Annotated in this window: 17 protein-coding genes; 1 reads left to right on the forward strand and 16 read right to left on the reverse strand. The window is 62.8% G+C overall.

Annotated features, from left to right (window positions below; genetic code table 11):
* Nucleotides 1–117: 117 nt before the first annotated feature.
* The 16 genes from ACNA1V_RS03420 to ACNA1V_RS03495 form a co-directional block, all read right to left on the reverse strand.
* Entirely contained in the window at nt 118–1101 is a 984-nt protein-coding gene (locus ACNA1V_RS03420) for a PDR/VanB family oxidoreductase (RefSeq protein ID WP_415832180.1), read from the reverse strand.
* A gap of 66 nt (nt 1102–1167) precedes the next feature.
* Nucleotides 1168–2238, reverse strand: a complete 1071-nt coding sequence (locus ACNA1V_RS03425; RefSeq protein ID WP_415832181.1) for a Rieske 2Fe-2S domain-containing protein — start codon at nt 2236–2238, stop codon at nt 1168–1170.
* A gap of 84 nt (nt 2239–2322) precedes the next feature.
* On the reverse strand, nt 2323–2547 hold the full coding sequence (locus ACNA1V_RS03430) for a recombinase-like helix-turn-helix domain-containing protein (RefSeq protein WP_415832182.1): 225 nt from the start codon (nt 2545–2547) through the stop codon (nt 2323–2325).
* 43 nt (nt 2548–2590) lie between these two features.
* Complete coding sequence (locus ACNA1V_RS03435) at nt 2591–3775, reverse strand: FAD-dependent monooxygenase (protein WP_415832183.1); 1185 nt, start codon at nt 3773–3775, stop codon at nt 2591–2593.
* A gap of 64 nt (nt 3776–3839) precedes the next feature.
* Complete coding sequence (locus ACNA1V_RS03440; protein ID WP_415832184.1) at nt 3840–4811, reverse strand: VOC family protein; 972 nt, start codon at nt 4809–4811, stop codon at nt 3840–3842.
* Nucleotides 4812–4829: 18 nt separating this feature from the next.
* Nucleotides 4830–6311, reverse strand: a complete 1482-nt coding sequence (locus tag ACNA1V_RS03445; RefSeq protein ID WP_415832185.1) for an aldehyde dehydrogenase — start codon at nt 6309–6311, stop codon at nt 4830–4832.
* 37 nt (nt 6312–6348) lie between these two features.
* Complete coding sequence (locus ACNA1V_RS03450) at nt 6349–7140, reverse strand: aspartate dehydrogenase (protein ID WP_415832186.1); 792 nt, start codon at nt 7138–7140, stop codon at nt 6349–6351.
* A 16-nt stretch (nt 7141–7156) separates the two neighbouring features.
* Complete coding sequence (locus ACNA1V_RS03455) at nt 7157–8869, reverse strand: thiamine pyrophosphate-binding protein (protein ID WP_415832187.1); 1713 nt, start codon at nt 8867–8869, stop codon at nt 7157–7159.
* Nucleotides 8862–9761: an SDR family oxidoreductase gene (locus ACNA1V_RS03460; protein WP_415832188.1), complete on the reverse strand. Its 900-nt coding sequence runs from the start codon at nt 9759–9761 to the stop codon at nt 8862–8864. The genes ACNA1V_RS03455 and ACNA1V_RS03460 overlap by 8 nt, the downstream gene beginning before the upstream one ends.
* Nucleotides 9758–10609 carry an IclR family transcriptional regulator gene (locus ACNA1V_RS03465; RefSeq protein ID WP_415832189.1) on the reverse strand — a complete coding sequence of 284 codons (852 nt, stop codon included), beginning with the start codon at nt 10607–10609 and terminating at the stop codon, nt 9758–9760. The genes ACNA1V_RS03460 and ACNA1V_RS03465 overlap by 4 nt, the downstream gene beginning before the upstream one ends.
* On the reverse strand, nt 10606–11541 hold the full coding sequence (locus ACNA1V_RS03470) for an alpha/beta fold hydrolase (protein WP_415832190.1): 936 nt from the start codon (nt 11539–11541) through the stop codon (nt 10606–10608). Before ACNA1V_RS03470 ends, ACNA1V_RS03465 begins: the two co-directional genes overlap by 4 nt.
* A 36-nt stretch (nt 11542–11577) precedes the next feature.
* The gene (locus tag ACNA1V_RS03475) at nt 11578–12126 is read right to left on the reverse strand and encodes a cupin domain-containing protein (protein WP_415832191.1); all 549 of its coding nucleotides are present in this window, start codon (nt 12124–12126) and stop codon (nt 11578–11580) included.
* An 80-nt stretch (nt 12127–12206) separates the two neighbouring features.
* The gene (locus ACNA1V_RS03480; RefSeq protein ID WP_415832192.1) at nt 12207–13040 is read right to left on the reverse strand and encodes an SDR family oxidoreductase; all 834 of its coding nucleotides are present in this window, start codon (nt 13038–13040) and stop codon (nt 12207–12209) included.
* 15 nt (nt 13041–13055) lie between these two features.
* Complete coding sequence (locus ACNA1V_RS03485) at nt 13056–13832, reverse strand: ABC transporter permease (protein ID WP_415832193.1); 777 nt, start codon at nt 13830–13832, stop codon at nt 13056–13058.
* A 39-nt stretch (nt 13833–13871) separates the two neighbouring features.
* Entirely contained in the window at nt 13872–14879 is a 1008-nt protein-coding gene (locus ACNA1V_RS03490) for an ABC transporter substrate-binding protein (protein ID WP_415832228.1), read from the reverse strand.
* Nucleotides 14880–14961: 82 nt separating this feature from the next.
* Nucleotides 14962–15762, reverse strand: a complete 801-nt coding sequence (locus tag ACNA1V_RS03495; RefSeq protein WP_415832194.1) for an ABC transporter ATP-binding protein — start codon at nt 15760–15762, stop codon at nt 14962–14964.
* A gap of 645 nt (nt 15763–16407) precedes the next feature.
* Between ACNA1V_RS03495 and argB the strand changes: the two genes are divergently transcribed.
* Nucleotides 16408–17313: an acetylglutamate kinase gene (gene argB, locus ACNA1V_RS03500; RefSeq protein ID WP_415832195.1), complete on the forward strand. Its 906-nt coding sequence runs from the start codon at nt 16408–16410 to the stop codon at nt 17311–17313.
* Nucleotides 17314–17350: the final 37 nt, after the last annotated feature.

A 17350-nucleotide genomic window follows, 5' to 3' on the forward strand; every position in this document is an offset into this window, starting at 1 on the left:
CGCGTTCTGCCCCGACTGGCCGGAAAGAAAAAAAACCGGATGGCGGGCTGCACCATGCAGCCCGCCATCCGGCCAGACAGATCCTTAACGGATCACGGAGAAATCGTGGGTCAGGCGCTACAGATCCAGCACCAGGCGGGGGGACTTGGCACGCGATACGCAAACCATCATGACCTGATTCGAGGCTTTTTCGACACTGCTCAGAATCCCGTCAAAATGCTCTACCTCGCCATCCAGTACGCGGACTTCGCAGGAACCGCAAACCCCTTCCTTGCAAGAATGGTCGCAGGCCACGCCCGCATCCAGCAACGCATCGAGCAGGCTCTTGCCCGCAGGAACCTGCACGGTCTGGCCCGATTGTTCCAGATAGACTTCGAAGGCGCCGTCCTGCGCATCCGGCGGCAATTCCACCGCCGCGAAGCGCTCAATGTGCGCATGCGGGTACCCCAACTGCTCGCAAGCGCCCTCGAATGCCGACAGCATGGGCGTCGGGCCGCAACAGTAGTAATGCGTGTCCGCACCCTTGCCCGCCAGCAAGCCTGCCAGATCCGGCGGGCAGCCGGCTTCCTGGTCAATATGCCAGGCGACCGTTACGCCTTGCTCGCGTGACAGATCCTCAATGGCTTCAATAAATGCCGCTTCGCGACGGCTGCGGGCACAGTAAACCAACTCCACGCTGGCGTGGCGCGCCACCAGATGCTGCAGCATGCACAGCAAGGGCGTGATACCAATACCGCCAGCGACCAGTACCGTGTGCGGCGCCGCGTCATCCAATGCGAAATTGTTGCGGGGAGCTGAAATCGTCAGCCGTTGCCCGACCCGCAACTGTTCATGCACCCAACGTGAACCGCCACGGCTGCCACGATCATTCAATACCGCGACGCGGTAGCAATCATGCCGGGCATCGGCCGGTGTCGCCGGCTGGCACAGGGAATAGCTGCGCACCAGGCCATTGCCCAGGTGAAGATCAATATGCGCGCCCGGCTCATAGCCGGGGAAACGTGTCTGCGCCTGGTCTGGCCGCAGTTCGATACTGACGATGCCTTCGGCTTCGTAGCGGACGGAATGGACCAGGGCACTCAGGGTTTTTTCTGTGCTCATACAAAGGCTTCTTCATCAGTAGGGAGAGGACGCACAGCCCAGCCCGCCCGGATGGGCGGGCCAGGCTCAGGCCACGCTGGCAGTACGCACCGCAGGCTTGGCCTGCGCCGCTTCCCGCGCCTGGATCTGCTGCTTGGCCTGCGTACGCAGATAGCGCCGCAAGCGCACCAGCCCCATGTCGTGCTGATACAGCGATTCCCGCTGATTGGCATCGGCTTCCATATGCTCGACCAGCACCCTATCCTGCTCCAGCACGGCCCAGTGGCGCGCCTCCAGGCGATTGCGGTACAGGAAACGCCAGGTGTCGCGTTGCCAGCCCGGCGCGAGCCTGCGCACACGCCAGAAGAACACCGCGGACATGGTCGGGCTGATCGGCGAAACGCCGTAGATGATGGTGAAGTTGCCGCCGGGCCCGCCCGTCTTCGGATACGGAATTTCCAGGCGCATCCAGTGCGTGCCGGTATCGCCCCATTCCGTCCAGTCGAAGTTGACGTTGCGCTGCCCTTCCTTTTCAAAGACGAAGCCGTGCTCGGTATCGCGGATGGCGAACTTGGCCTTGGTATCGCCTTCGAACATGGTGTGCGATTGCTTGTGCAGGAAAGTGCCATGCATCGGATCCATGACGTTGTCGCTCACATAGCGCCAATCCCCTTTCCACTCGACATAGCAGAGGAAACGGGAATAGGTGTCGTCATCCGTCAGCTCCTCCGGCAGCACCAGTTCCGGCGGCGTTTCGCAGTCCGGCTCAAAGGCGTTGTACACCCACACGGCACCCGCCACTTCGCGCACATGGAATGTACGCGTCGCACGCGAACCCTCCAGCTTGCAGCCGGGGCTGCCGGGCACCTTGGTCACCACCCCGTCGCTGCGCACTTCCACGCCGTGATAGGGACAGGCAATCGTGTCGCCCAGCACCACCCCCAACGACAGGGGGGCACCGCGGTGCGGGCAATGATCTTCCAGCACATGCAGTTTGCCGGTCGTCGCATCGCGCCAGAGCACCAGTTTGCGGCCCAGGCGGCGCAGCGAAACCGGCGTTTCCTTCACGAAACCGGATGGGCAGATGGGATACCAGAGATCTTTCAGGCCTTGCTCCAGCAACTGCTCTACAGGGTCGATCTGAGTCAGGGTTTGCATGATTCGATTCCTTCTTGCATGCACCGGCATGCCGGTGCGGTATGACGGACAGGCTGGCCTTTCGTTGCGCAGCCAGCGTGGCGGTTACTGCGCCAAGGTCTTGATTTCGGCCTGATAGCTCTCCGGCGTCCAGGGCTTGCCGCTGGGGCTGACCGGGCCAGTCCGGTTCAAGTACTCGACCAGGCCATCCAGCTCGTGAATGCCCATGGAAAACGCCCGCTCCAATGCATCGCCCAGCAGGTCTTCATAGGTGGTGGCAGGACGCGTACGGGCCTGATGCGGGTCGAGGTAACGATCATTTGCTTGCATGCTGTACTCCTTTAGTTCCGTTGATGATGGCGCCGACAGGCGCTCAAGCCGTGACGCGGTCGTGATCCAGCGGCGTGCTCCAGGCGTCATAGCCATAAACCCAATCGGCGTTGCCGCCCTCCCGCAACCAGTTGTTGCCGCGCGAACCCAGCTGCACCCGGCTGGTACGTTCCTGCCGCGCCTGCTCGAACTGCTGCAGCGCCTGGGCCACGGCGCTGGCATCTGCACCATCCACGCCTGCCAGGCAACGCGCCAGTACCACACCGTCCTCGATGGCCATGCCCGCCCCCTGTGCCATGAAGGGCAGCATCGGGTGGGCAGCGTCTCCCATGAGAGTCACGCAGCCCTGCGACCAGGCCGGGAGGGGGTCGCGTTCATACAGGGCTGTCTTCAACACCTCGTCGCAGGCTTGCAGCAAGGCGCGCGCATCCTCATGAAAACCGGCATAGGCCGCACGCAGCTCATCGACATGACCCGGTGTAGTCCAGGACTCCTGCTGCCAGGATTCCTGGGCCGTCGTGGCGAAAATGAAAATATCCTCGCCGCGATTGAGGGGGAAAGTCACGATCTGGGTGTAGTGATCCGGCCCCCACCACTTGGTGAACGCGCCCAGGTTCGGCACACCCGGCAAACGCGCGGCGGGCACGACGGCGCGGTAGGCGACAAAACCGGTAAAGCGCGGCTGGTCCGGCCCGAACATGGCATTGCGCACGGCGGAGTGAATGCCATCGGCGCCGACCAGGGCAGCCGCCAGCAGCTGGCGGCCATCGGCAAGCTGTACCTGCACGCCTGCCTCGTCCTGAACAAAGGACTGCACTTTCGCCCCCAGCAACACGTTGTCGGCTGGCAGCGCCTGCGCCAGCGCCGCCAGCAGATCGGCCCGATGTATGGTCAGCTGCGGTGCGCCGTAGGCGCGCTCGGCCTGATCCGACATCTCCAGGCGCGAGGTTTCCTCACCCGTATCCCAGGTGCGGCTGATGCGATGCGTAGGCCGTGCGGCGCTGGCCCGGATCGCCTGCTGCAGCGCGGTGTCACCCAGGCCGTCCAGGGCACGGACGGCATTGGGCGTCAGGTTGATGTCCGCGCCCACCCGCATGAATTGCCGGGTCTGTTCCAGCACCAGCACATCATGGCCCAACCGGCGCAGCGCAATGGCAGCCGTCAGGCCGCCGATACCGGCGCCAGCAATCACGATAGGCCTGGCAGGTGCATTGTTTTGGTTCGTCATGGTGGTTCTCGTCGTCGATTCGCGTCGTCAGGATTGGCAGGGCCGATGCGGCTCACGCGCCAATTCAGGATTTTTCGGTCAGGAACTTGCCCTGCGGGCCATCCGCATTCTTCTGCCGCCGGGTATTACCGTCTATCCCGCCGTCGATGGCCCATTCGGCAAACACCGTCGGCCCCGGCTCGAACTCGCGCGGCTCCCATTCGGCGGTCAGGTGATCTTCGTCCGCGTAATACTCGATCAGCGCGCCCGCCGGGTTGCGGAAGTACCAGAAATAGGCGGACGACACCGGGTGCCGGCCCGGGCCCAGCTGGGTTTCCCAGCCGCAGCGCGAAATATGCATGCCGCCGCCGAACACCTCATGAATGTCGCGCACGGTAAAGGCAACGTGGTTCAGCCCGCGCTTGCCGGTGGGCAATTGCAGCAGGAACAGGTCGTGGTGGCCGCCGTCCGCCGAACAACGCATGAACGCGCCACGGCCTGGGTAGCGGTCAGACGCGCTGAAGCCCAGCTGATTGGCGTAGAACGCTTCCGTCCTTGCCACATCGGCCACGAAAAAGACCACGTGCCCGACTTCGATAGGCGTCGCGCGTTCGTAGATCGGCGCCGGCTGGTTGACGCGCGGCTGTTCCTGCCAGGTATTCATCGCCGCGCAGGGCAGCTCCAGAGCGTGCTTACGCGTCACCTGCAGGCGCACGGCCAGCCCGTTGGGGTCGGTGCAGCCGATACGGCGCACACCATTCACCAGCCCATCCACAAAACCCGGTTCTGTCGCAATGCGTGCGGCAATGGCATCCAGGTCTGCCGGGCTTTCCACTCCCCACACCACTTCGCGCAAGGTCGGCCCCTCCTCAATCCCGGCAGGCAACCCTGGCTTGGCCGTATCGGCCACCACCACGCGGCAGCCATTCAGACATTCGAACACCAGCTCGTCCGGTGCTTCGGCAACCAGCGTCAGCCCCCAGTCCTGCATGAAGCGCCGGCAGGTTTCGAGGTCATCGACACCATAGGTGATCTGGTCTATGCCCAATATGCTCATGTTCTGCTCCTTGCTGATTCAGTCGGCGGGGTTGGCCCAGGCGATGGGCGACTCGTTCGTGCCCCAGTACAGGCTTTTCTGCTCCATGTACTGAAGGATGCCTTCATGGCCTTTTTCCCGGCCCAGGCCGGAATCCCGCCAACCGCCAAATGGCGTCGAAATCGAAAACTGCTTGTAGGTATTGATCCAGACCGTCCCTGCCTGCACCGCACGGCCCAGGCGCCAGGCGCGCTTGAAATCACGGCTCCAGATACCCGCAGCCAATGCATACAGGCTGTCATTGGCCTGTTCGATCAGGCTGCCCTCATCATCGAAAGGCATGGCCACCAGCACCGGCCCGAAGATTTCCTCGCGGGCGATACGCGCCTGGTTATCCAGGCCTTCGATAATGGTCGGGGTATAGAACCAGCCGCGCTCGAACTGGCTGCCTGCCGGGCGTACGCCACCCGTCCGGATGTGGCCGCCTTCGGACACGCCCAGATCAACGTAGCGCTCAATGCTCTCGCGATGGCGCGCGGTAATCAGCGGCCCCATCTGCGTTTTCTCATCCGCCGGATCGCCCACGCGCAAGGCCTGCGCGCCCGCAACCAGCCGCTGCATGAATTCGTCGTAGATGCCGCGCGCCACGAACAGCCGCGACCCGGCAATGCAGGATTCGCCTGAACTGCTGAAAATGCCGTACAGCACGCCATTGACGGCATGATCCAGCTCAGCATCATCGAGCACCATCGTGGCGGATTTCCCCCCCAGCTCCATCGAGACCGGCATCATTTTCTGCGCGGCAATGCCGGCGATATGTTTGCCCGTGGAAGTGCCGCCGGTAAAAGACACCCGCCGCACCAAAGGATGGCGCGTGATGATGTCGCCAATCACCGACCCCTTGCCGGGCAACACGCTGATCATGCCCTTGGGAACGCCGGCTTCTTCACACAGACGCGCCAGTTCCAGCGCCAGCAAAGGCGTCACCTCGGCAGGTTTCAGGATCACGGCATTGCCCGCAGCCAAAGCCGGTGCCAACTTCTGCGCATCGCTGGCGATGGGAGAGTTCCAGGGGGTGATGGCGGCCACCACCCCCATCGGCTCATGCACGCTCATGGTGACGTAATCGCCACGCGAAGGCGTGATGACATCTTCCAAGGTTTCGCAGGCGGCGCCAAAGTATTGGAAAGTCGCCGCAGCACTGGCGACCAGGGCACGGGTTTCCTGGATCGGCTTGCCGTTGTCCTGGCGCTGCAATTGCGCCAGCATTTCCGAACGCTGGCGAATGAGCGCTGCCACACGGTAAAGCACTTCGGCACGCTGGTGCGGCAGACGGCGGGCCCAGTCGGTACGCAGAAAAGCCGCGTGCGCACCCTCGATGGCTTCTTCGGCATCGGCCGCGCTGGCTGCATGCAGGCGCGCAACTTCCTCGCCCGTTGCCGGGTACAGGCTGGCATATTCCTCGCCGCGGCCTGGCCGCCATTCACCGGCAATATTGATGGGCAAAAGCGCTGGATACATGATGTCTTTTCCTGGAGCGTTAGGTTTCGCTGCGGCGCTAGATCGCCACTGCCGCCACCCGGTTGTGTATCGCCCGCGCCAGGCTATAGACCGTCTGCGCGGAAGTTTTGGGATTGCTGGCCAGCGGCAGGTTGCGCATGCTCAGCTCGAAGCTGCCGAAAGCGCCCGTGGCTTCGACGGTATGAATGTTGTCGCTCACGCCCGGATCCGCCACCAGTTGCACCTGCGTCGCGTCCAGGCCCAGACCGGCCAGCGCCACTGTCGCCGCCACATTGGCATTGCGCGGGTACAGCCGGGCAGCTTCTCGTGCCGTCCCTTCAAAAATCACCTGGGGTTGCGCCAGCCCGGCCAGGTCGGCCACCTGCTCTGCCGGGGTATCGCGCCAGGCGCGCGGCGGCTTGCGCCCGATGTAGCGCACCTGATCCAGCCCACCCAGTCTGGCGGCGGCCAGCACGTCGATGGCGCCGATGGCGCCAGCCACGAACTCGGCCCGCGTCGCACCGTCCTGGGCCGCCTGTTCGATCTGCTCCACCATGCCCGGCTCCGCCATCGCCCCCATGGACGCCACGATGCAAGGCACCCCTGCGCGCAGGGCCGGCAGGACGTGCTGGATCACGGCGGCATGGCCGGCGGCTTCCACGACCAGATCGACCGCCGCCAGCGGCACCTGGCGCACTGCCTGCGCATCCGGCAGGACAGCAGCCAGCCGCGCCGCCATCGCGTCATCCGGGGTGACGACCGCCACAATGCGAACCGCCGGCTCTTGCTGCAGCAACTCCGCCAGCGCGCTGCCTATGGCGCCAAAACCAATCAGGGCGATGCGTAGCATATTCAGGCGCTCCTGCTCACAGCGTGGCCGGCTGCAGCGCCGGGATCTGATTCAGCTGGTTCACCGGCGGACCGGCAAAGACAGACTTGAACTGACCGATAGACAACATATCCACCTCCAGCAGGAAGGGCCCTGGGCGGCTATTGGCCTGCTGCAGCACGCCAGGCAATTGCGCCAAATCCGACACCCGTGCATGCGCCAGGCCCATGCTCTGGCACAGCTGGGCATAGTCCGGCGTGTGCAGATCCACATAGCAACGACGGCTGCCGTACTGGGCATCCTGAATGTTCTTGATGACGCCATAGCCCTTGTCGTTCATCAGGACGATCAGCACATCGCAGGCTTCCTGCACCATCGTCGCCAGCTCACCCAGGTTGAGGATGAAGCCGCCATCACCGGCCAGACAGAGCGTCTTGCGTCCGGATTGCGTCACTGCCGCCCCGACTGCCGCCCCGATCGCCATGGGCATGCCCTGGCCGATACCGCCGCCCGTGGCATGCACGCCCTGGTTAGGTTCAAAAATCCGCAGTTCACGATTGCCCCAGGTGCTGTTCGATACCGTGACATCACGCACCCAGTTGAAGTGGCGTCCATAGGTCTGCTGCAACTGCGCCACCAGCGCCTGATACGGTCCCAGCCCATCGCGCAAGGTCGCGACGGCTTCTGCCTTGACTGCCTCCAGATCGTCGATCAGGGCAGGGTCGGCATGCCAGCCGCGCTGTTCCAGCCGATCCGCCAGGCCTTCCAGCACCAGACACGCATCCCCCCAGACAAACAGATCATTGGCATAGCACCGGCCGGCTGCGGCCGCATCGGCGTCCACGCGGTACAAGGGCTGCGGCAACTTCAATTCGTACTTCAAGGTTTCATTGCTGCGCAGGCGCGAACCCACGACCAGCATCGCATCGCAACGCTGATAGAACGCCTCGACCGGCTTTTGCAAGTTATAGGCGCCCAGCGAACCCCGCTCGTCTTCCGGCACGATGCCACGGCCCTGCACACTGGCCACGATGCCGAAACCCAAACGGCGCAGGCGCTGCACCGCCGCGCCTGCATGCCGCGCGCCACCGCCCAGCCACAGCAAGGGACGGCGAGCCGCCGCCAGCTGGTCGGCCAGGCTGTCGAGCTGCGCGGCATCCGGAACGGCGCGGGGAATGGGCAAAGGTTCCAGGGCCAGGTCATCTGGCAGCGGAATCAGGCTTTGCTGCACATCAATCGGAATTTCCAGGCTGACCGGGCCGGTGGGTGCCGTCAATGCGGCCTGCACGGCTTTTTTCAGCACGCCCAGCACATTCTCGGGGCTATACACACGAAACGCTGCCTTGGACACCGCTTCGAGCATCTTCAGTTGTGCCGGGGCCTCGTGGATGTACGACATGCCACGATCCAGATACGGCACCTCGATCTGGCCCGTGATATGCAGCACCGGCGCGCCGGCAGTCAAGGCTTCGACCATGCTGCCGGCGATATTGCCAGCCGCCGGGCCGGTGCTGGTGATGCATACGCCCAGTTGCGAGGTCGAACGCGCATAGGCGTCCGCCATATTGCCGGCACCAGCTTCGCCGCGCGCCGGGACGAAACGCACCACGCCGCGCTGCGCGAAAGCATCGAGAATCGGCATGTTGTGAATGGAGATGACGCCGAACGCAGCGCGCACACCGCACTTTTCCAGAAAGGCAGCGACGACCGCACCTACGGTCACCATCGGGGGTTGTTGATGTTCAGGCATTGCGCGAATGACCTCCAGAAATATCCATGTGGCTGCCCGTCGTATAGCTGGACAGGGGAGAAGCAAGAAAAACCACGGCCTGCGCCGCCTCTTCGGGCCGGCCCAGCCGGCCCAGGGGAATGTGTTTGGTGCGCGCCAGTTCGCGGGTCCAGTCCGTCCAGTCCTGCTCGCGTTCGCTGCGCGCCTCGAAGCGCCTGCGCCACTGGCCGGATTCGATCAGGCCGATCAGGATGCCGTTGACACGCACGCCCTGGGGCGCGAACTCCGTCGCCAGCGAACGCACCAGATTCAGCAATCCGGCCCGGGCGGCCGAGGTCGCCACCATATGCGGCTCGGGCTGCCGCGCCAGCAGCGAGTTGGAACAGACAATCGCGGCATCGCCCAGCTCGGCCGCGCTTTGCGACAGCTGCGGCAGAAAGGCGCGCGTGGGGTAGATCACGGAAAAAAACTTCAGATGCAGCTCTTCACGCCAGGCCTCATCTCCCGTGCTGGCAAAGGTGGAGACCCTGCCCTGCCCCGCGTTGTTGATCAGCATGGCCGCCGGACCGAGCTCGCGCTCCACCGCATCGGCAAAATCACGTACGCTGGATTCGTCCAGCACATCGCAGGTTCGCGCCAGCAAACGCGCGCCAGGATGGCGCTGGCGCAGGGTGTCCTGAGCCGCCGCCAAACGTGCGCTGTCTCGGCCGCAAATCGCCACCGCAGCACCGCAGGCCAGCAGCAGATCCGCGGTCGCCAGGCCGATGCCGGAACTGCCGCCGGTCACGACGGCCGTCCGGCCAGCCAGCGCATCATGCCGCCAGCCAGCCACCGGCTGCGACACCGGCGGTACATGCCCCTGTCCGGCAATGCTTGCCGATCCCACGCCTGCACCTTGGCTTGTGCTCATCATGCCGCTCCTTTCATCAGGTACTGGGGCTTGCGGCGCTGCTGCGCCGGGGCGTAATCCAGCAGTCCGGACAGTTCATTGGCCACCTGGCTGACGCTGTCGATCAGCATCAGCTTCTGTGCCGGGTCGATATGCGGCATGCCCAACGTGACGCCCAGCGCGGCAACGATCTGGCCCTGGTGGTTGTAAACCGGCGCTGCAACCGTCGAGATATGCAACTCATAGAAACCTTCGGCAGCGATGTAGCCGCGCTCGCGTATCCGCACCGCCGATTCGTACAGTTCATTCACATCTTTCGGCGTCTGCGGCGAGAACACTTCCAGGCTGTTTTCGGGATACAGCTCCTTGAGTTGTGCCAGCGTCAGGCCGCCCAGCAGCACATGCCCCAATGCGGTCGCATGCGCAGGCAAACGCGTACCGACCGACACAGAGCCGATGAAGGGCGTATTCGGCGTCGTGGTCTTGGCCACATACACGATGTTCTGCCCGTCACGCACCACCAGATTGGCCGCATGGCCGACTTCATGACACAAGCGGTTGATCAGGGGCGTGCCCAGCTCCGTCAGGTCCAGCGAAGCCAGATACTCGAAACCCAGCCGCAGCACACCCAGCCCCAGCTTGTATTCCCGGCCATTTTCCGAACGCTCCAGATAGCCCATGTATTCCAGCGTATTGAGCAAGCGAAATACCGTCGAGCGCGGCAACTGCAGGCGCTGCGTCAGCTCCGGCGCACCGATCTGACGCTTCTCCCGGCTGAACTCGCTCAGTATCAGCAGGCCGCGCTCCAGCGCCGGCACGATGTAGCGCAGTGCCTCATCATCCTGTGCATTGATGGCGATTTGCTCGTTCATCCGTTGACTCCTTGATCGGGTCGGGCAGGCAAGCTCTGCAGCACCTGCCCCAACATGGCAGCCAGCTCGGCCGGCTGCTCCACATAACAGGCATGCCCCGCGCCGCTGATGCGTTGCAAAGGCACATCCAGCGCCGCCGCCACGGCCTCACAGGAGGCGGGCGGCGTCACGACATCTTCGGCTCCACACCAGACATGCACCGGCAGGCCGGGCTGCACGGCAGCAATATGGCGACAATCCGCCAACACATCACCGCCACACAGCATTTCCACGGCCTGGGTGTAGCCAGGCTCATGCAAGCGCGCCATATTCCAGTGCACCCAGGCCCGAGCACGCGCATCCGCCTGCGGAGCCAGCAAACGGCCATGGCGGCGGGCGGCCATGCCCGGAATGCCTCCGGCCATGGCGATTTCCGCCAGACGTTGCTGCCTGACCTCCGCGCCCTTGGCTTCGCGCGCCAGCGCGCCGTAACCCTGTGCCGGACTGATCAGCACCAGCGCTCGCGGCGTACAGCCCGGCCACTGTTGCGCCACCAAGGCTGCTGCCACCAGCGCGCCCAGCGAATGCCCGACCAGCACGAAATCGTCGATGGACAACGAGTGCAGCAGGCGGCGCAACGCTGCGGCATAATCCCGCGCCGCGGGCCGGCTCACCGGCAAGGGCGTGGATTCGCCGTAACCCGGTGCATCCCATGCCAGCAAGCGATGCTTCAGGTTGAAGATACGCGCCAGTTCCAGCCAAGACGCAGCACCTGAGCCGATACCGTGCAAACAGACCAGGACGGGCTTGCGCACATCACCGGCGACGGTGTCGCGTACGGAAACCAGCTCGCCATCCGCCAGGCGGATGTTGAACAGGCCGAACGTGGCTTCCAGATCCGCCAGTTGCCCGGCCGTCATTGCCGGAGAAGCTGTCAGGGTTTCAGTCATCATGTCCATGTCGGGAAAGGGCCGCGCTTGCCGCGATGCTTACTTGGGCGCCCGCTTGATATGAGCCAGCGGGTGATCTTCGGGATAAGTCGGCGTGACCGGTTTTTTGGCTCCCAGCATCACGCACATCAGCGCATCCTCATCGCCGATGTTGATTTCCTCGCGATAGACGCCCGGCGGCACGGAGACCAGGTCACGGTCAGTCAAAATGGTTTCATAGCGTTGATCACCCTGAGTGATGACCAGCTTGAGCTTGCCCCGGATGACGAAAAACACTTCTTCGACATCGACATGGATATGCGGCGGGCCTTCATGACCGGCAGGAATCACCATGGTAGAAAAGGTGAAGTGCTCGCTGGGAACGGTATTGGTATCTGCCGCGACCCCGGTGCCGCCGGTGCCGACATAGCGCATCTGCGCACGGCGGTATTTGGGGTCGTAGTCAGCCTGGAACTTCAGCGCATCCCAGTCGTACTTGCGGGTCGAGAAACGGGCGATACGGCTGTTGATCCACTCTTCGAACGAGGCGCCTTCCGGACGCGTCCAGGTAGGCTCGGTATGACGGGATTGATCGACGACTTCAGACATGGCGGACTCCTGCGTAAGATCGGTTGAACTTTCGAAATGAAATTGACGGTTGAGCTTTCGGCATGCGCAGTGGCTGCGCTTCAATGCATCACAAAACCGCCGTTGACCGGCAGTACCTGGCCGGTGACGAAACGCGACAAATCGGACAGTGCGAACAGCACGGCGCCGCAAACATCGGCAGCCTGCTGCTCGCGCGGCAACGCCCGGCCGTCGAGATACTTCTGGTGGCGTGCCTGCGGCACATACTCCGTTGCCTCCACCAGCGTCAGGCCCGGCGCCACGGCATTGACGGTGATGCTGTCGGCCCCCCATTCACGGGCCAGGGCATGCGTCATGGCCGACACCGCCCCCTTGCTGGCAACATAGGCCAGCAGATTGGGCGCGCCCCACATCGCGGTATCGGAGGACAGATTGACGATTGCCCCCCGGCCGCTGGCCTTGAGCGCCGCATGGCATGCCCGGCTCATCAGCCAGGTGCCGCGCACGTTCACATCCATGACCTGATCCCAGGTCGCAACACTCAGTGCATGGGCATCCTTGCCGCCGGAATTGGTAATGGCCGCGTTGTTGACCAGGCCATCCAGGCCGCCCAGGCGCTGTACCGCCGTTTCGGCTGCTTGCTCGACACTGGCGGGATCCGCCAGGTCCAGCGACACGGTATGCACATCAGCCCCCTCCTGGCGCAAGGCGGCCCCGGCCTGCGCCAGCAAATCTTCCAGCCGATCCGCCATGACCAGGCTGGCGCCTGCCCGGGCGATGCTGCGGGCAAAGGCCAGCCCCAGGCCACGTGCCGCGCCCGTCACCAGGATGCGGCGGCCACTCAGCAAGCCCGCCGGAATGGCGTCCAGCCAGGCCTGCAGGCTGGCCTCATCGGCCGCGCCCAGGGCTTGCGTATGATGGTTCTGCTGACTCATGATTTCTCCCCGGCCTCAGTGCGTTGTCACCGAAGCACGCGGCAGGTAGTGCAACACCCTGCGCTCCAGCCACACCACCGCCCAATAGGCCAACAAGCCCACCAGCGTCAGCGCCGCGATGGCGACGAATACGGCAGCGGTATTGCCCTGCCCTTCGCCATCCACCAGCAGATAGCCCAGGCCCTTGTTACCGCCCACCAGCTCACCGACCGTCACGCCGATCACGGCCAGCGTGGCAGCAATGCGCAACCCGGAAAACAGCGATGGCAAGGCGGAAGGAAACTCCACCAGACGGAATATCTGCACCCGGCTGGCATTCAGGGTACGCACCAGATTCACCATGTCCGGATCGACCGTCCGGACAGCCGACAGCACATTGATCATGACCGGGAAGAACACGATCAGAATGGCGACCAGAATCTTGGGGTAGATGGTGTAGCCCAGCCACATCACGAACAGCGGCGCGAATGCCACCTTGGGCGCAATCTGCAAGGCCAGGATATACGGCGACAGCACGGACTCCGCCTTGGGCGACAAGCCCAGCACCACGCCAAACATGATGCCCAGCAGAGAGCCCAGCAGAAAGCCCAGCACGACTTCCAGCATGGTGATCCAGAAGTGCGAGGCCAGATCGCTGTTGTGCCACATATGCACCGCTTCGTTGACCACCCGGGAGAACTTCGGGAACACATACTCGGGCATACCGAACAGGCCCGGCCCCCATTGCCACAGTGCCAGGAATACCAGCAGCACCGCGATGCTGCTGAGATAGGTGGAGAAATCTTTCTTCATTGCGCCATTGCCTTGTAGTGATGCCCTGTCCGCCCGGCCTCAGCGGCTCTCGACAAATTCGTTGGTGTAAAGCTCATCGAGCGGCTGCGCCCGCGGCACGATGCCCTGCTCGACATAGAAGGCCTGAACGTCCTCCAGACGCGCCGGATCCATGCGGCCCAGCACTTCCTGATCGGCATACACATATTCGCGATAGAGATCGAAGATCCGCTCGATCATGGCCTCTTGCCCCTGGTAGGAAGGCACTGCCTGGATGTAGGCAGCCGCGGCCGCCTTGGGGTCGCTGATGATGTCTTCCATGCCGCGCAAGGTCGCACGGACTAGCTTGCGCACCAGCTCGGGGTTCTCCTTGATGGTCTGCTCGGATGCGAGAATGGCCTGTGCCATGCTCTGGAAGGTTTCTTCCCTGGGCAGAATGCGCACCTTGGTGCCGGTCTGCTCAACGTTGGCAATCCAGTCCGGCACGGCCGCCATGGCATCGGCACGGCCCGCGTTGAACAACTGCCACACCCCGGCCGGACCCGCTGCCTGGGCATCGACGTCCCGACGCGTCAGCCCGGCTTTTTCCAGCGATCCGAGAAAGGCGTAGAACGTGGTATCGCTATAGGCCATGACAGTCACCGTCTTGTCCTTGAGGTCTTTGACATGGTGAATATCGCCATCCTCTTTAGCCGCCAACAACGTCAGCGACCCGCCCCCCAGCACCGCAACCGCTTTCACCGGAATGCCATTGGCGCGCACGATGATCGGCGTATCGCCGATGGCACCCCCCACAGGCGCATTGCCTGCGCCCACCTGCTTGGCGACATCCACGCCTCCCCGGCCCGCCACGAATTTGACGTCCAGCCCTTCTGCTTCGTAGTAACCGCGTTGTTTGGCCAACATCCACGGCGCAAAGGCCGTCAGGGTTGCCGGTGCCGGCAGGAGATACGTCACTTCTTCCAGCTTCGCGGTCTGGGCCTGCGCCCCGGCGGGCACCGCCAGGCTACAGCTCAACGCCAGCGGTGCCAGCCATTTGCGTACTGCGGGTATGCCGTTCAGAGTCATCACAGAGCTTCCTAGAATGGGTGGGGTGACAAGGAAACACACGCACTGGCAAGACTGCGCCGCCAGGCGCGCTATTCCGGCTTCAGTGCAGCGAGTCCTGCCCGACTTTGAGCAGTTCCATCAGGCGCCCCTGGATCGGAGCCACTTCCGGCATCCGGCGGCGCTGCATCGGGTTTTCGCGATGCGGCAAATCCACAATGATTTCTTCGATGATCCGGCCCGGCCGTTCACTCATCACCAGAATGCGGTCAGACAGCGCAATGGCTTCGATCAGATCGTGCGTGATGAACAGCGCGGTTTTCTTTTCTTCATGCAAGGTGGCAGCCAGATCCTGCTGCAACACCATCTTGGTCTGCGCGTCCAGCGCCGAGAATGGCTCGTCGAGCAGCAACACATCGGGATTGACGGCCAAGGTGCGAGCCAGCGCAGCGCGCTGGCGCATGCCCCCGGACAACTGGTATGGATAATGGTTTTCAAACCCCGCCAGATGGCAGCGCACCAGCAAGGCCTCGGCGATGGCGCGGCGCTTGGCGCGCGGCACCGAATTGATTTCCAGGCCCAGCTCGACGTTTTCGCAGATGGTGCGCCATGGCATGAGCAAGTCTTTCTGAAGCATGAAAGCCACCTGGCGCACCGGGCCGGTGACCGGCTGGCCATCCACCATCACCTTGCCCTCAGTCGGCAGGTACAAGCCCGAACCCATGTTCAGCAGCGTACTCTTGCCACAGCCCGACGGGCCGATGACCGACACGACCTCGCCACGGGCAATCTGCAGGTTCAGATGCTGCACGGCATACGGGGGCTCGGCCTGGGTTCGCGTGGGAAAGCGCTTGGCGACAGAACTGAATTCGATGTGGTGGTGCATTTCCGCCCTTTGTTTCATCTATAAAACAACAATTCACCAATGGAATTTGAGTGAATTAAATCAATATCGTCTTTGAGCCGATATCAGTGAAAACACTGCCTCATCCCGCATTCAGACCCACGCAAAATCCGTGCCAGTTTTTCACTATCGAATTGTTGTTTCACTGATAAATCACTCTATTTCAGGTGCGGAATAAACCGTGTTTCAGGACGATAAATTCACCCTTGAAAAACCTTTTCCCATTCATGGACTTAAAAATAAAATCCGAAAATAAATTGAATTGTCAGATCCCATTGCAAATGCCCTTCCCTGGTGCATTGCAATATTTCCAAAGCACTCAAAAGGTGCTAAGCAATTCCTCAAATACGGCAATTGCAATTCATTCCCAATTCCCTCTAAACATAAGAATCAGGTAATAAAGAAAATCCAATCATGACTTGCAGCGCCCTGGCTCCCGCCAGCCATCGGGCTGTTTGACACGTCCGGGATGGACACGCCTGACCACTGTGTCCGTATCTGTATGGCAACCGCAGCGAGCACATGCGCCGTCACGCATACAGGAACACGTCTGCCACCAGATTCCCGCCCCGGGCGCGATACAATGCCGCGCAGATGGTCTGCACCGTTGCAGCCGAACCGCTACCGAACGAGACCCGATCCGCCATGTCTGATTCCCCTACTCTCACTACCGCGCAACTGCCCTCGGACATCAAGGCCGAAGTGCTGTCGGAAGCCCTGCCCTATATCCGCCGGTTCCACGGCAAGACCATCGTGGTCAAGTACGGCGGCAATGCCATGACCGAAGAGCGCCTGCAGCGCAGCTTTGCCCACGATGTGGTGCTGTTGAAGCTGGTGGGCCTGAACCCGATCGTCGTGCACGGCGGCGGCCCCCAGATCGACAATGCACTGCAACGCCTGGGCAAGCAGGGCAAGTTCATCCAGGGCATGCGGGTGACTGATGAAGAAACCATGGAAGTGGTGGAGTGGGTGCTGGGTGGCCAGGTGCAGCAAGACATCGTGATGATGATCAACGCTGCCGGCGGCAAGGCCGTCGGCCTGACAGGCAAGGATGGCGGGCTGATCCAGGCTACGCACAAACTGATGGACGACCGCGAGCACCCCGGCCAGAAGATCGACCTGGGTTTCGTTGGCGACATCGCCCGCATCGAACCTGCCGTGGTCAAGGCATTGCAGGATGATCAATTCATCCCGGTGATTTCTTCCATCGGCTATGGCGAAGACGGCAATGCCTACAACATCAATGCCGATGTCGTCGCCGGCAAGATGGCGGAAGTGCTGGGCGCGGAAAAGCTGGTCATGATGACCAACACCCCCGGCGTGCTGGATAAGGACGGCAAGCTGCTGACGCGCCTATCGGCAGCGACGATCGACGCCATGTTCGAGGACGGCACGATCTCCGGCGGCATGCTGCCCAAGATTTCCTCCGCCCTGGACGCAGCCCGCAATGGCGTGAATTCGGTACACGTGGTCGATGGCCGCGTGCCGCACTGCCTGCTGCTGGAAATCCTGACGGACAAGGGTGTGGGAACGATGATCCAGGGCGCCTGAACCCGGCGCATCCTGACTCCGGAGCGGCATTTCAAGC

The sequence above is a fragment of the Kerstersia similis genome (assembly GCF_965139615.1).
GTDB lineage: Bacteria > Pseudomonadota > Gammaproteobacteria > Burkholderiales > Burkholderiaceae_B > Kerstersia > Kerstersia similis.